This window comes from Acinetobacter lactucae, from assembly GCF_013122135.1.
In the GTDB taxonomy this organism is placed as follows: Bacteria; Pseudomonadota; Gammaproteobacteria; order Pseudomonadales; family Moraxellaceae; genus Acinetobacter; species Acinetobacter lactucae.
In genome coordinates this window covers 580,082-594,864 of sequence record NZ_CP053391.1, presented here as the reverse complement: position 1 = coordinate 594,864, position 14,783 = coordinate 580,082, and the positions used below count along the sequence as shown (strand labels likewise).

General features: G+C 39.6%; 13 protein-coding genes and 1 riboswitch. Of the genes, 8 read left to right on the top strand and 5 right to left on the bottom strand.

Going from position 1 to position 14,783, the window contains the following annotated elements; genetic code table 11:
• Window positions 1–12: 12 nt before the first annotated feature.
• Together trpB and HLV59_RS02915 are read right to left on the bottom strand one after the other, a co-directional pair.
• Complete coding sequence (trpB, locus tag HLV59_RS02920; RefSeq protein ID WP_002116129.1) at window positions 13–1,242, bottom strand: tryptophan synthase subunit beta; 1,230 nt, start codon at window positions 1,240–1,242, stop codon at window positions 13–15.
• A complete protein-coding gene (locus tag HLV59_RS02915) occupies window positions 1,217–1,885 on the bottom strand; it encodes a phosphoribosylanthranilate isomerase (protein ID WP_171429301.1) in 669 nt (222 codons plus the stop codon). Before HLV59_RS02915 ends, trpB begins: the two co-directional genes overlap by 26 nt.
• Window positions 1,886–2,011: 126 nt before the next feature.
• A riboswitch (cobalamin riboswitch) is annotated at window positions 2,012–2,218 on the top strand.
• A gap of 24 nt (window positions 2,219–2,242) precedes the next feature.
• On the opposite strand from HLV59_RS02915, the gene HLV59_RS02910 reads away from it, so the two are divergent.
• From HLV59_RS02910 to HLV59_RS02900, 3 genes are all read left to right on the top strand, one after another.
• Complete coding sequence (locus HLV59_RS02910) at window positions 2,243–4,093, top strand: TonB-dependent receptor plug domain-containing protein (RefSeq protein ID WP_171429300.1); 1,851 nt, start codon at window positions 2,243–2,245, stop codon at window positions 4,091–4,093.
• Between the two features lie 93 nt (window positions 4,094–4,186).
• A complete protein-coding gene (locus HLV59_RS02905; protein WP_171429299.1) occupies window positions 4,187–4,765 on the top strand; it encodes a cob(I)yrinic acid a,c-diamide adenosyltransferase in 579 nt (192 codons plus the stop codon).
• A 74-nt stretch (window positions 4,766–4,839) separates the two neighbouring features.
• A complete protein-coding gene (locus HLV59_RS02900; RefSeq protein ID WP_171429298.1) occupies window positions 4,840–5,553 on the top strand; it encodes a glycerophosphodiester phosphodiesterase in 714 nt (237 codons plus the stop codon).
• 27 nt (window positions 5,554–5,580) lie between these two features.
• Here HLV59_RS02900 and HLV59_RS02895 read toward each other — a convergent pair whose 3' ends face one another.
• Complete coding sequence (locus tag HLV59_RS02895; RefSeq protein WP_031949283.1) at window positions 5,581–6,114, bottom strand: META domain-containing protein; 534 nt, start codon at window positions 6,112–6,114, stop codon at window positions 5,581–5,583.
• A gap of 208 nt (window positions 6,115–6,322) precedes the next feature.
• Here HLV59_RS02895 and HLV59_RS02890 point away from each other — a divergent pair, with 208 nt between their 5' ends.
• The 3 genes from HLV59_RS02890 to HLV59_RS02880 all read left to right on the top strand — a co-directional run bounded on the left by HLV59_RS02890 (window position 6,323) and on the right by HLV59_RS02880 (window position 9,684).
• Window positions 6,323–7,495: an acyl-CoA desaturase gene (locus HLV59_RS02890; protein WP_057106957.1), complete on the top strand. Its 1,173-nt coding sequence runs from the start codon at window positions 6,323–6,325 to the stop codon at window positions 7,493–7,495.
• Window positions 7,496–7,594: 99 nt separating this feature from the next.
• Entirely contained in the window at window positions 7,595–9,037 is a 1,443-nt protein-coding gene (locus HLV59_RS02885; RefSeq protein WP_081172773.1) for a protein adenylyltransferase SelO, read from the top strand.
• A gap of 65 nt (window positions 9,038–9,102) precedes the next feature.
• A complete protein-coding gene (locus HLV59_RS02880; protein ID WP_061874093.1) occupies window positions 9,103–9,684 on the top strand; it encodes a L,D-transpeptidase family protein in 582 nt (193 codons plus the stop codon).
• Window positions 9,685–9,753: 69 nt separating this feature from the next.
• On the opposite strand, the gene HLV59_RS02875 is transcribed toward HLV59_RS02880, so the two are convergent.
• Both HLV59_RS02875 and baeS read right to left on the bottom strand, forming a co-directional pair.
• The gene (locus HLV59_RS02875) at window positions 9,754–10,440 is read right to left on the bottom strand and encodes a response regulator (RefSeq protein ID WP_031949287.1); all 687 of its coding nucleotides are present in this window, start codon (window positions 10,438–10,440) and stop codon (window positions 9,754–9,756) included.
• A gap of 21 nt (window positions 10,441–10,461) precedes the next feature.
• Complete coding sequence (gene baeS, locus HLV59_RS02870; RefSeq protein ID WP_171429297.1) at window positions 10,462–12,120, bottom strand: sensor histidine kinase efflux regulator BaeS; 1,659 nt, start codon at window positions 12,118–12,120, stop codon at window positions 10,462–10,464.
• 132 nt (window positions 12,121–12,252) lie between these two features.
• Here baeS and HLV59_RS02865 point away from each other — a divergent pair, with 132 nt between their 5' ends.
• A complete protein-coding gene (locus HLV59_RS02865; protein WP_171429296.1) occupies window positions 12,253–12,630 on the top strand; it encodes a hypothetical protein in 378 nt (125 codons plus the stop codon).
• 289 nt (window positions 12,631–12,919) lie between these two features.
• Window positions 12,920–14,722 (top strand): acyl-CoA dehydrogenase C-terminal domain-containing protein, encoded by a 1,803-nt coding sequence (locus tag HLV59_RS02860; protein ID WP_171429295.1) that lies wholly within the window; start codon window positions 12,920–12,922, stop codon window positions 14,720–14,722.
• Window positions 14,723–14,783 lie beyond the last annotated feature (61 nt).

Sequence of the window (14,783 nt, the reverse complement as noted above, 5' to 3'; positions counted from 1 at the left end):
TGTTGTATCCTCTTACATCTCGACCATTTCTACGCCATCAATACGTGCAACTGTCATTAAATCTTTATCGCCACGACCTGAAACAGTTGCAATAATAATCTGATCTTTAGACATGGTTGGTGCAAGCTTAGAGACGTATGCCATCGCGTGCGAGCTTTCAAGTGCAGGAATAATCCCTTCGATTTTAGTTAAATCACGGAAACCTTGCAGAGCTTCTGTATCATTAATCGGCACGTATTCTACGCGCTTCATATCTTTCAAGAAGCTATGTTCAGGACCCACCCCCGGATAATCAAGGCCCGCTGAGATACTGTGTGTCTCAATAATCTGGCCCTGTTCATCACTCATCAAGTAAGTACGGTTACCGTGTAATACACCCACATGACCTGCATTTAATGGTGCAGAGTGTTTACCAGTTTCAATACCAAAACCAGCTGCTTCAACACCATACATTTTCACGTTGGCATCGTTTAAAAACGGATAGAACAAGCCCATTGCATTTGAACCACCACCCACGCATGCAACTAATGCATCTGGTAAGCGGCCTGCTTGTTCCAAGATCTGTTTACGTGCTTCACGGCCAATAATCGACTGGAAGTCACGAACGAGTTGAGGATATGGATGTGGACCTGCAACTGTACCAATGACATAGTAAGTCGTATCAACATTAGTTACCCAGTCACGCATCGCTTCGTTCATGGCATCTTTCAGCGTTTTAGAACCACTTTGTACAGGAACAACTGTAGCACCCAACAAACGCATACGATAAACGTTCATCGCTTGACGCTTAACATCTTCAGCGCCCATATAAACAACACATTCAAGACCTAAACGTGCTGCAATTGTTGCTGTTGCTACACCATGCTGCCCTGCACCAGTCTCGGCAATAATACGTTTTTTGCCTGAAAGTTTTGCAAGTAATGCTTGACCAATCGTGTTATTTACCTTGTGTGAGCCTGTATGATTCAAGTCTTCACGTTTAAGGTAAATTTGCGCACCACCTAACTCTTTTGACCATCGCTCAGCATAATAAAGTGGACTAGGACGACCTACATAGTAGGCTAGATCACGGTCGAATTCTGCCAGAAACTGTTCATCATTTTTCATGCGAGAATAGAGATTTTCTAAATCTTCTAATGCCGCCATGAGTGTTTCTGACACAAAACGTCCGCCATGGATACCGAAATGCCCTGCAGCATCTGGGTACTGTGTATAGTCAATCACATTGTTTTGCTGATCCACGTTGGACTCCTTGCATAAATCGTTCAATGAGTTGTTGGTCTTTTATACCTTTTGCGGACTCTACGCCTCCGCTCACATCTACTGCAAAAGCACCGGTAGTATGAATAGCGTCAATGACATTGTCAGGGGTTAAACCACCTGCCAAGATTAAAGGAATATCAAGTTTTGGAAATTTAGACCAGTCAAACTGATGTCCTGTGCCCCCTTTAAGCTCAGGATGCCACGCATCGAGCAATACAGCACTGGCACCAGCCATCTGATATTTTTGAATTTCAGCAATTACATCTAAATCAGGTTTAACCTGAATCGCTTTATACCAGCGTCGTTTACAATGGCGAGCTATTACCTGACATTGTTCTGGAGTTTCATCGCCATGTAGTTGTAATACATCTAGGGGAACACAATCAAGTACATCCTGAATTTCAGCAGCACTCGCATTTACAAACAAACCTACCATTTGTACATAAGGTGGAATTACTTTTGCTAATTCTTGGGCCTGTTCAATTGTTACATGTCTTGGGCTTGGCGGAAAAAAAACAAAGCCTATCGCATCTGCTCCAGCAACAACAACTGCCTGAACATCTGGCATCCGAGTAATTCCACAGATTTTTGCTCGTGTACGTTTTTGGTTTGATGGGCTCATGATCTGCCTAAACTACAACCATTTCTTAAAATAAGCGCCATTGTAATGCAATTTTTGTCCCTTGCGTAAAAGTTCTCTGGGAATTGGGCTAAATGACATTGTATGAAATAAATCGCCACTTTATACTGCGTAAAATTGGAAGCAAGTGTAAGCAATTCATGCTTTAGGGAAGCTGGTGAAAGTCCGGCACTGCCCCCGCAACGGTAACAATGTAAAGCATATTTTTTAAGTCGATATCGACTTACACCACTGCAGTGATGTGGGAAGGTGAATATGTCCATAACATGAATATGGCGCTGAAGTCCGGAGACCTACTTGTTTCATCTATCTACCCGATCATTCACGTGGGGTGAATGTATGGAGCATGTTATGTCTAAATCTTTTCAACCTACTCGTCTGGTAGGGGCTATCGCTATTGCGATGGGGTTTTCACCTGTTATTTTTGCTGAAGATACAACCAACGCAACTCAGCTTGATCCAATTGTAGTCACTGCTTCAAAAAGTGCTGAAAAAGCGAGTGAGGTTCCGGCGCGTATTTCAGTTATTGATGAAAAAACAATAGAACAAAATCCAATTGCAGATTTACCCTCGCTATTAAGAAAAGAAGCTGGCTTAACTATTCATCAAACAGGTGGTTATGGCCAAACAGCTTCTGTATTTATCCGAGGAGCTAGTGCTGGACACACTCTATTTTTACAAGACGGTATGCGTTCAAATACTGCGACTGTAGCTGGTCAAAATATTCACTTATTTGATACAACCGATATTAAACAAATTGAAATATTACGAGGTCCTGCATCAGTTCAATATGGTACTGATGCTATTGGCGGTGTAATTCAATTAATTTCAAAAACTCCTACACAAAATAAAATCTTTACGACAATCGAAGCTGGTGAGAAGAATACTTATAAATCTATTTTAGGTTTAGATTTAGCCCAAGATGGTTATTATGCTCAAATTCGTGGTCAACGTTTTGAAACAGATGGTGATCAAATTATTAGCAATGACAATCGCAAAGCTGGTTTTGATCAAAAAGGATATTCAGCTAAAGTTGGCGTTGAAAAAGAGCAATATGCTTTATCAGCTGAAATCAAAGAAAATAAAGGTACTGGAGACTTTTTTTCTTATGGCGCAGCGCAAGCGTATGATTTTACTAACCGCTTATATAATGTTAACGCCCGCCTTAATTTGACTAAAAATATTATTTGGAATACTCGTCTTTCTCAATTTGAAGACCAATATAATTTAATAAAAGCAGCGTATCCGTCAATTGTAAATACGAAGCAACAAGAGGTAGATTCAAATATTAAATGGCAATTTACACCAAGCCAAAATATTTTATTTGGGGTAGAACATAATAAAACAACTGCAGAGAAAGTAGTTGCTTATAGTGGCGATACAGGATTCGATAATTCTAATAAGACGACTGGCTATTATTTACAACATCAATATCAACATGATGGCATTAATACCCAAGCAGGTATTCGTGTAGAAGATAATGACCAATTTGGTACACATACAGTTGGACAACTTGCGGGGCGCCTTCTTGTAACACCAACCACAAGTGTATATGCAAATATTGGTACAGCTTTCCGTGCACCAGTTGTAGGACAAATTATTACGGAACCAGCTTGGTGGGGAGGAAATCCAGATTTAAAACCAGAAGAAAGTGTGTCATATGAACTTGGATTTGATCAAAAACTAAATCACGGCTTAAATGTATATGGTTCGGTTTATCAAACTAAGGTTGATAACTTGATGGTATCTTCTGCTGCAACAAATTTCGTATTTTATAATATTGATAAAGCAACCTTAACTGGGGCTGAGTTAGGTTTAAAATGGTCACTAGATAATTGGTTTATCAATGCTGAATATGCTTACATTCAACCTAAGAATGATGAAACTGATCAAGATGCGCCAAATCGCCCACGTCAAAACTTTAATATGAATATTGGTTGGGATAATGGTGTATATGGCTTCAACACTGCTTTTATTGCAAAAGGCAAAGCAAAAGATATACAAGATGTTCCAGGCTATACTACTGTTGATTTTAACGCTTATTGGCAAATGAACCCAAATGTCAAAATCTTTACTAACATCCAAAATTTATATGATACAGACTATAAGACTGCATGGAATAAAGAAGTTGGTTCATACTATATTGCCAGTGGCCGTCTTGCATCAGCTGGTGTGACCTTGAGCTACTAAGCAAAACTTTATTATAAAAATATTTTCTTAACTCCAGTTTCGGGGTAATGTTCTGACCGACATTATCCCTTTTTTATGTTCAGGATATCCATCATGGGACACCGTTTAAGCAAAATCTATACACGCACAGGCGACTCAGGTACCACAGGTTTAGGCGATGGTTCTCGTGTTGCCAAGGACGATTTACGAATTGCAGCGCTTGGTGATGTCGATGAACTTAACGCCATAATTGGGGTACTTCGTGCTCAAATCACCAATAGCCAAGTAACTGATAAGGTTGATTGGGATAAAAGCTTAAGTTTGATTCAACATTGGCTTTTTGATTTAGGTGGAGAGGTTTGTATTCCAAATTACAATTTACTCCAGCCCGTTTGTATTGAGTTTCTTGAAAAAGAAATTGACCGTATGAATGAAGATTTACCAATGCTTAAAGAGTTTATTCTGCCGTCTGGCACTTTATCGTGCAGTTACGCTCATCAAGCACGTGCTGTTTGTCGACGTGCAGAACGATCTCTGATGTCAGTACAAACTCGTGATCAAAATATTCAGGCCACTGCCCTTCAACTTTTAAATCGCCTATCTGACTGGTTATTTGTTGCATCACGAGCTTTACAGCGTGCCGAAGGTGGTCAAGAAGTGCTTTGGCAAAAAAATATTAATGAGATTATTTAAAAATAGATTAGATTAAACATGGTCTCTGCTCTATTTAAAGAGGCCATCGTCAAAATATTTCATAGAAGAAAATTATGCGCATTATTGGTCATCGTGGTGCACGCCGAGAAGCTCCTGAAAATACATTAGGTGGGTTTCAGCACATAAAGAATTTAGGTATTCGCGGTGTCGAATTTGATATTCGTCAACTTCAAGACCAAGAGTTAGTCGTTATTCATGATGACAATTTTTTGCGTACCGCCGGTGTCGATCAAATTGTAGAGCAATCAACATTGGCTCAAGCACTATCATTTGACCATCGTCAAAATTGGCCTAATTGGCCAACCTTTGAACCAACCCCTACTCTTACAGGCGTTTTAAACTTGCTTAATAACTTCGATCATATTGAAGTTGAAGTTAAAGCTGTAAGAGATATGGTGTTGGCCGAAAGGCTCGTTCAAAAGCTCGAGACTGAGTTACAAGGTTTTGAGAAAGATGTGACTATCACAAGTTTTGATCTTCAGATTCTAACCGCCTTACGCGATATCAACTCTCAATTTAAACGCGGATTGTTAGTTGAACTTCCTGTTGGGGCAACGGCAATTGAACTCGCCCATCAATATGGGTGCTGTCATATTGGCTGGCACGACCAGCTGGCAACAGATGAAATGATTCAATTGTCTCATCAAGCTGGTTTGAACATTAGTGTGTGGACAGTTAATGATGTAGAAAGAGCAAAAAGGCTGCGTGATTTAGAAATTCAGGGCTTAATTACAGATATTCCAACCACGATGTTACAAGCCTCATAAATATAAAAAAGGTGGTAAAACCACCTTTTATTTCTTTTGTGCCTGAATAAGGCGCTGTCCACTCTGATCAAGTAAATATAGCGTATTACCTACAAGTTGAAAGCGTTGAATACGTTGCAAAGCATCCACAAGCTCTGCCTCTTGAGCCAACGCACCATCACAGCTTGAGTGGCCAGCGTTTACTTGCATATCAAGTTTTTGCTGGCTGAAATTAAATGTATACCGACCAAAAATTCCATTACAGCCAGTATGGCCCGATACTGTTTTGATTGCAGAATTTAAAGAAAGTGTCGGCCACTGTGTAAAGAATTTTGCCTTATGACCGCTGATCTGGGTGATCTGCCAATCAATATCTTGAACGCCATCCGGACTCACTCTCTTTTTTACAACAGGGGCTTGAGTCTGATGAACTGTTCTTTTTGTTTGAACTTTTTTTGTATTTTGTTCAGGTGCACTTTGACATGCGGCTAATACAAGACTGATTGTGACCAAGACGCACTTCAAAGATAATTTTCTAGAAATATCAATGCTGTTCTTTTTTTTCAATCGTTGTACGTTCATTAAACAACTTCTCCTGCTTGAAAAACTCTTTGACATAGTTTAATTCTGTTACGGTTCTTTCAATACATCTGTACAATAATGCTAGTGATTCTCACTAAGCACGTGCTAATATGAAAGATAGAATAGCAATATATCTTGATGATTGGTTTTGCTATGTCGTTTTGTCTTTGTACCTTGTTTCACAAGGATTCTAGGAGCGCTGCCGGATATGACTTCCGCCCCACTCAAAGCCCCAATTAACTGGACCGCTAGCATTACCTTAATTGGTTTACCAATTCTTGCCGCAATCATAATCCCGATTTATGCGTATTATTATGATTTTAGTGTAAGCGCATGGGTAAGCTTATTTTTTCTTTTAGCTCTAAGTAGTATGGGGATTACTGCTGGTTATCATCGCCTTTGGGCTCATCGAGCTTATGAAGCGTCGTTACCACTTAAAATTCTTTTAATGATCGGTGGAACATTTGCCGTACAAAATAGTATTTTGTTCTGGGCATCTGGTCACCGTACTCACCATCGACATGTTGATGATGTTGATGAAGATCCATATTCAATTGAACGTGGTTTTTGGTATGCCCATATGGGTTGGATGATCCGCGATCATTCTCCATCTGAGCCTGACTTTAAAAATGCACCAGACCTTCTCAATGATAAATTGGTCATGTTCCAGCATAAATATTATGCGCTACTTGTAGTTGCAGTTCATGTTGGTATTTTAGGTTTAATTGGTTGGGCAACTGGCGACTTATGGGGCGTAGTCCTTTTAGGTGGTCTATTGCGTTTAATCATTAGCCATCAAGTTACATTCTTTATCAACTCACTTTGCCACATGTGGGGTAAACGTCCGTATACAGACGAAAACACTGCACGTGATAATTTCTGGTTAGCTATTGCTACTTGGGGTGAGGGTTACCATAACTATCACCACATCTTCCAATACGACTATCGTAATGGTGTGAAATGGTGGCAATATGACCCAACAAAATGGTTAATTTGGTCATGTTCTAAACTCGGTCTAGCTAAAAATTTACGTCGTATTCCTAGCTTTAATATTAAGAAAGCTGAATTAGCGATGAAATTTAAATATGCTGAACAAGACCTTGCTATTTATGGTCACGATGTAAATGCTGATATGACTCAGATGAAACAACGTATTGCTCAGGAATACGAAGCTTTTACCCATACATTAAATGACTGGGCAAAGCTTAAAGAGCAAGAGCTACAAGCGAAAAAAGCAGCGATGGCTGAAAAAATCCATAAAATGGATCATAAGCTTAAAGTTGATTTCCAATTACTTGAGCATCGTCTAAGTCATCATCGTGAGTGTTTAGAAACTTTAATGCGCAACATTAAAAAGAACACCAATGTAGTATCAGACTAAAATAAATTCTGATCTAAAATAGCTCTTTCGGGAGCTATTTTTATGCCCGCTTTTTAACTATGGTATAGTGAAATCCGCTCTCTCTATTTTGCTAAACCTATGCAGTTTAATCCACTCTATCCTTCGCTTCCGTCTAAATTATTTCATGTTCAGCAACCATCACCTTTGCGTGGTGCAAAAGCAGGACATTTTAACAGTGCCTTGGCTGATGAACTGCAATGGTCAGAAGATGATAAAAATGGATGGGTTGAGATCTGTAGCGGACAGCGTACATTCCCTGAATTTTCTCCTCTGGCTATGGTTTATGCTGGCCACCAATTTGGGCAATGGGCAGGACAACTCGGCGATGGGCGTGGCTTACTAATTGCGCAAATAATAAATACAAAGGGTCAAACCATCGACCTTCATCTAAAAGGTGCAGGCCCTACCCCTTATTCAAGAATGGGAGATGGACGAGCCGTATTACGCTCTGTGGTCCGTGAATATTTAGCAGGACATGCTCTAAATGCTTTAGGCGTCGCTTCTAGTCATGCAGTCGGTTTTACAACCTCGACTCAAGGCGTACAGCGCGAAAAACTAGAGTTAGGGGCAATGCTACTCAGAACATCTGAATGTCATATTCGTTTAGGACACTTTGAATGGATTAATCAGTACGCGCCTGAGTTGCTGTCAGAATTCACTCAAAAATGTATTGAATGGCATTATCCAGAATGCCTAGAAACCGAAAATCCAATTTTATCCTTTGCTAAAAAGGTGGTTGAGCGTACTGCAATCATGATTGCGAAATGGCAATTGGTTGGGTTTGCTCACGGCGTCATGAATACCGATAACTTAAATATTACAGGTTCAACACTCGATTTTGGTCCATATGGCTTTATGGAGCGTTTCCGTCCGAACTGGATCAACAACCATTCCGATTATCAAGGTCGCTATACTTACCAAAATCAACCGAGTATTGGTCATTGGAACTTATGGACGTGGTTAAACAACTTAATTCCTCTCGCTGAATCCGAACAAAAAGATCAGTTCAAAGAAGAGTTAGCGCGTTGTTTAGAACAATTTGAACCGATTTTTTTAGAGCACTATGGGCAAGGTTTATGTCAAAAAATGGGACTTCCCCATTTCCATAAAGACAGTCTGGATTGTAGTTTTGCTTTTTTAAGAATCTTACAAACTGAACAACTCGATTACACGCAAAGTTTTATTCGTCTTCAAAATAAAGAATACAAAGCTTTACGAGATGATTGTCTTGATACTCGACAGTTTGATGCGTTTCTTAGCCAATATGAAAGCATTCGTGAGCATCAAGATACTGATGAGCTGGATGCGAATATGCAAAAAGCAAATCCAGTTTATATTTTACGTAATCACATGGCACAGCGTGCTATTGAAGCAGCTGAACGAGACGATTTTAGTGAAGTAGATCGTTTATTTAAGCTACTTAATCATCCATACACAAGACAACCAGAGCTTGAGCAACCACAAGATTTAGGGCCATTACCAAGTGATGTTCCAGATGTAGCAGTGAGCTGTTCTTCTTAATACTTTAAAGACTAAAACTCTCTTAAATCGCTTAGGAGAGTTTCTCAAATATCAAAGAATAATATATGAAAATTATACCTATCATTATTTGTACATTTCTTATAGTTCCACTCGGAATCGCTTTTTATAAATATGAAAAATATTTACCAACTTTTATGCCAAGTCATCAAGCTCTTTCAAATAAAGAGATATTAGAACTCATCAAGACAAAGCCCATCACCTCAATTGAAGTATTTAAAAACCAACGCGTACTTCTACTTAAAAATAATGAAGAGGTAATTCGGCAATATCCTATTCGTCTTGGCTTTAATCCCAAAGGACATAAACATTTTGAAAATGACGGAAAAACACCTGAGGGAGTTTATTCTATAGATTGGCGTAACTCACAAAGTGCGTACTATAAATCTTTGCATATTTCCTATCCCGATGCGAAAGATATTGCTTATGCCAAGCAACATAATCAACCAACAGGTGGAGATATCATGATTCATGGATCTGCTCCAAAATCTTTACTCTCGATGCCTTTTAGCTCGACTTATATGCCCCATAAGGATTGGACGTTAGGATGTATCGCGGTTAGAAATGTAGATATAGATGAAATTTGGCAATTAGTACCCAATCACACCAAGATTATAATTTATCCATAACTCTTTAAAACTATCCACATTTTCTGTGGATAACATTGTGGTTATCCACAGAATAACTTTTATGAAGGCTTATTCTTCTGGGTATTCGAAGCGGTAACCTACACCATAAACTGCTTGAATCCACTCATGGCGGTTACCAGTTTCAGCCGCTTCACTAATTTTTCGGCGCAAGTTTTTGATATGACTGTCAATTACGCGATCGGCAACATCAAAGCTATCTGGATTAATGTGATCCAATAATTGTGCACGTGAATAAACTTGCCCCACATGCTCTAAAAATAGCTCAAGTAAGCGAAATTCGGTTGGCGTTAAACTCAACGATTTTTGTTGATACCAAATTCTTTGCTGAGCTTTATCAATTCGGAAAGAATCATTTTGTTCAGGCTCTGCCTTACGCTCTAAACGGCGTAAAACTGCTTGTACGCGAGCCACCAACTCTTTTGGACTAAATGGCTTACATACATAATCATCAGCACCCATGTTGAGACCTAATACACGGTCAATTTCTTCGGTACGGGCAGTGACCATAATAATCGGTAAATCTGATTGTTCACGAACTTTACGGCAAATCGTTAAGCCATCCATTCGAGGAACCATTAAGTCCAAAATCATCAAATTCGGTTTACGTTGTTGGAAACTCGCAAAGGCATCTTGACCATCATGAAACATACTTACTTCAAAACCGGCAGCTTCAAGATAATCACGCACCAAATGTGCTAATTCCACTTCATCTTCAACCAACATCACATGTTTCATGAGATATTTTTCCTTTTATATTTAACTCTGCTTTTTAAAAGTAAGTACACAACGTAAACCACCTAATGGTGAATGTTCAAAACTGAGTGTACCACCAAGCGCTTGCGCAATTTTACAAGACAAAGCCAAACCAAGCCCTGTTCCACCTGTACTACGCGTACGCGAATCATCTACGCGATAGAAACGTTCACCTAAACGGGATAACTGCTCATCACTTAAACCATAAGGACTGTCATCGACATACAAAGTCCACTCTTGAGGAGTCTGGCTCGTATGAATATGAATTTTGCCACCTGTTTCTGTATAACGAATACTATTACTAATTAAATTAACAACAATCTGTTTAAATCGATCACGGTCTAATAATAGCGGAGAACTTGTCCCTTCAACCTGAATTTCAAGACCAGCCTGCTCAAGTTTTGGTTTAAAGTTTTCAACTTCTTGTAATACCACTTCCCACGGATTAACAGAACTTAAATAACACTTAAGCTGCTGGGCATCTGCCTGTGCCAGATCTGCAAGGTCTTGGGTCAATTTTTTCAAGCTTGAAACCTGACGCATCATCGCATCTAAATGTTCAGGAGTCGCTTTTCGAATCCCGTCTTGCATCGCTTCAATTTGTGCTTGTAATACAGCCAGCGGCGTTTTTAACTCATGAGAAGTATCTGCCACCCATTGACGTCGCGACTCTTCATGCTGATGTAAAATTTCTGCCAAATGGTTCAATTGAGTTGATAAATCACCCAACTCATCATTTCGTTTAATAACAACTTGATGTTGATAATTTCCTTTCGTTAATTCATTGGTTGCATTTAATAAACGCTGAATCGGCTTTTTAAAATAAGTTGCCATTAATAGCGCTGCAACTAGACTTGAAAGTAAAGTTAAAGCATAAATTAAGAGTAAATAGCGCTTTTGATTACTAAAGAAATTAATACTCAAAGCATCTTCTTTATCTAAAACAGGTTTTAAACCTAAATATCCAACCACTTGATTGTTTAAGATAATCGGGCGAAATGACATCTGATCTGAAGAAGGCGGCTCACCTACAACAAACTGGTGCCGTGCATCATATAAAGATAAACGGGAACTCAAACCCAAACGGTCAGGCAAAGCAATAAAACGCTTTTTACCATTTTGGGTTTCAATATCTTTTAAGCTCCCTTTCTTTGATTTATTTTTATCATCACTTGGGCGAAATTGGTTTGCGCTTAAGGGGAATCTTAATCCTTCAAAGGGTTGATATTGAGAAGGTAAATTTTGCTCAAGCGTTCTTAACTCTTCATCGCTAAAAATAGTATTTTTATTTGTCGGTGCAACTTGCGGTGAAATATTAATAAGGGCATGTTCATCGAAAGAATGCTGTTGTATGGCAATATCATATTGACGACGAAGCCACCACTGCGAAAGACGATCATAGTCATCGGGAGCCGCGGTTCCTTCGATTTGTAAAATCTGTGCCTGAATCGCATTCCCCCAATCATGGTACACCGTATAGACATCGCCCAAATTGGTAATGAGACGGTCGAGTTTCTGCATTTCAACGTCAGCCACATATTTGGCAAAGTTCTTTTGCATTGTCCAGTGCAAAACACTCAAGCTTGCAGTCGCAATAAGCAATGTGGTGAGCAAGACTGTCAAAAACAACCGTAATGCAATGGGAACACGTAGAACGTTCAAAAGCACTCTCTCATTTTTACCCTATATTTCGCATTGTAACCAACAACGAAAAGAAAAACTCTCCATTGTTTCTACATCTTTATTATCTAATCTTTAACCCATCAGTAAACACAACATTAAAAGGCTTTAGATATGAAAATGACGGCAAAAATTGCATTATTCAGTGCGGCAATTGTAACAATGGGAAGTTTAGCGGCGTGTCAATCGACGACTCAACCACCAAAGCCAGAGCGTGGAATGATGCAAGATGGTCCACGTGAAGGCCACCACCGTATGAAACATCGTGAGTTCACACCAGAACAAAAAGCAGCATGGGAACAGCACCGTGCAGAACGTCAAGCTCGCTTTCAACAAATCCAAAAAGCATGTGATGGTAAGGCCAACGGACAAGCAGTAAATGTTCAAGTTGGAGATAAGACACTTGAAGGTACTTGTAACCTTCGTTTTGAACCAAAGCGCCCTCAACCAGCAGTTAACGCCCCTGCTCCTGCATCAGCTCAAGTAAAATAATTCTAAAAATCATAAAACAAAAGGCGCCTATAGGCGCCTTTTGTTTATACATAACTGTTTACGATTTTGACTATTTGTATCATATAAACATAACCAAAAGTGTTTACACTCAAAGCACTTAGCTAGTTTAAGCATTTTTTTCTTGACTTTGCAGTCACAAAGTAAAGGTCCTGAGGTGCTTGTGCAGTTATGCAAGTTGTTGCACGATGTAATAGTCCAAGGTGCCTCATGGCACATTCTCATAGATTAAGATTATAACTCTGGTTTCACCAGTATTGAGGAACCCGATATGCCACAATACAAAGCGCCCTTACGTGATATGCAATTCGTTTTGCATGAATTATTAAATGCTGAAGAACACTATGCAAAATTACCTGATTTCCAAGGTAACGTAAGCCGTGAATTGGTTGATCAATATTTAGAAGCTGCGGCAGACTTTTGTGAAAATGAACTTTCTCCTTTAAACCAAGTTGGCGACCGTGAAGGTTGTACTTGGAATGATGGCGTAGTTACCACTCCAACAGGCTTTAAAGAAGCTTATCAAAAATATATTGAACTTGGCTTTCCGTCTTTATCAGCAGAAGAACAATACGGTGGTCAGGCTTTACCTAACTCTTTAGGTATTGCAATTTCTGAAATGGTTGGTACAGCAAACTGGTCTTGGGGTATGTACCCTGGCTTGTCTCACGGAGCTGTACGTACATTAGAACATCACGGTTCTGATGAACAAAAAAATACTTATTTACCAAACCTTGTTTCAGGTGTTTGGACAGGTACGATGTGCTTAACTGAATCTCATGCAGGTTCTGACTTAGGTATTATCCGTTCTAAAGCAGAACCAAATGCTGACGGTAGCTATGCAATTTCTGGCGAGAAAATCTTTATCTCTGCTGGTGAACATGACATGGCTGAGAACATCATTCATATCGTTCTTGCTCGTTTACCAGGTGCACCAAAAGGTACCAAAGGTATCTCATTATTCATCGTTCCTAAATTCCATGTAAATGCAGATGGTACTGTGGGCGAGCGTAATGCGGTTCGTTGTGGTTCTATCGAACACAAAATGGGTATTCATGGTAATGCCACTTGTGTCATTAACTTTGACCAAGCGAAAGGTTACTTGATTGGACCTGAAAACCGTGGTTTGAACTGTATGTTCACCTTCATGAACACAGCACGTATTGGTACTGCTGTTCAAGGTTTAGCCGCGTCTGAATCATCTTTCCAAGGTGCGTTGACTTACGCGAAAGAACGTTTAGCAATGCGTTCACTTTCTGGTCCTAAAGCCCCAGAAAAAGAAGCAGATCCTATTATCGTTCACCCTGCTGTTCGTAACATGCTTTTAACTCAAAAAGCGTTTGCTGAAGGCGGTCGTGCTCTTGTTTACTTACTTGCTCAATACGCTGACGTCGTTGAAAAAGGCGAAACTGAAGAAGAGCGTAAGTTTGCTGACAACATCTTGTCTTTATTGACTCCAATTGCAAAAGCATTCTTAACTGAAACAGGTTCTGAATCTGCTAAGCATGGTGTACAAGTCTTCGGTGGTCATGGCTTTATTTCTGAGCATGGTATGGAGCAAATTGTACGTGATACGCGTATTGCTTGCTTGTATGAAGGTACAACTGAAATTCAAGCACTTGATTTGTTAGGTCGTAAAGTATTGCAAACTCAAGGTGCAATGCTACGTGACTTCACTAAGATCATCCATAAATTTGTAGAAGCAAACAAAGACAATGCTGCTATGAAAGAATTTGTTGAACCGCTTGCGGCTCTTAACAAAGAATGGGGCGATCTAACGATGCAAATCGGTATGCGTGCGATGCAAAACCCAGATGAAGTCGGCGCTGCCGCTGTAGATTACCTGTACTTCTCAGGTTATATCACTTTAGCTTACCTATGGGCTCGTATGGCGCTTGTAGCACAAGAGAAATTAGCAGCTGGTACAACTGATGTTGACTTCTATAATGCGAAAGTAACTACTGCTCGCTTCTACTTCAAAAAAATCTTGCCACGTGTTCGCTCACATGTAGATGTTATTGCTGGTGGTCTAGATCCATTGATGTCATTAGACGCTGAACATTTCGCTTTCTAACCATAGTTAGTTGCGATATGCAATGTTAAAAAACAAAAAAGGACTGCTCAGTTTTGACGGT

Coding starts and splice junctions, on each gene's coding strand:
- HLV59_RS02915 (WP_171429301.1), bottom strand. CDS start 1,885: ATGAGCCCATCAAACCAAAAACGTACACGAGCAAAAATCTGTGGAATT.
- HLV59_RS02910 (WP_171429300.1), top strand. CDS start 2,243: ATGGAGCATGTTATGTCTAAATCTTTTCAACCTACTCGTCTGGTAGGG.
- HLV59_RS02905 (WP_171429299.1), top strand. CDS start 4,187: ATGGGACACCGTTTAAGCAAAATCTATACACGCACAGGCGACTCAGGT.
- HLV59_RS02900 (WP_171429298.1), top strand. CDS start 4,840: ATGCGCATTATTGGTCATCGTGGTGCACGCCGAGAAGCTCCTGAAAAT.
- HLV59_RS02895 (WP_031949283.1), bottom strand. CDS start 6,114: ATGAACGTACAACGATTGAAAAAAAAGAACAGCATTGATATTTCTAGA.
- HLV59_RS02890 (WP_057106957.1), top strand. CDS start 6,323: ATGACTTCCGCCCCACTCAAAGCCCCAATTAACTGGACCGCTAGCATT.
- HLV59_RS02885 (WP_081172773.1), top strand. CDS start 7,595: ATGCAGTTTAATCCACTCTATCCTTCGCTTCCGTCTAAATTATTTCAT.
- HLV59_RS02880 (WP_061874093.1), top strand. CDS start 9,103: ATGAAAATTATACCTATCATTATTTGTACATTTCTTATAGTTCCACTC.
- HLV59_RS02875 (WP_031949287.1), bottom strand. CDS start 10,440: ATGAAACATGTGATGTTGGTTGAAGATGAAGTGGAATTAGCACATTTG.
- HLV59_RS02865 (WP_171429296.1), top strand. CDS start 12,253: ATGAAAATGACGGCAAAAATTGCATTATTCAGTGCGGCAATTGTAACA.
- HLV59_RS02860 (WP_171429295.1), top strand. CDS start 12,920: ATGCCACAATACAAAGCGCCCTTACGTGATATGCAATTCGTTTTGCAT.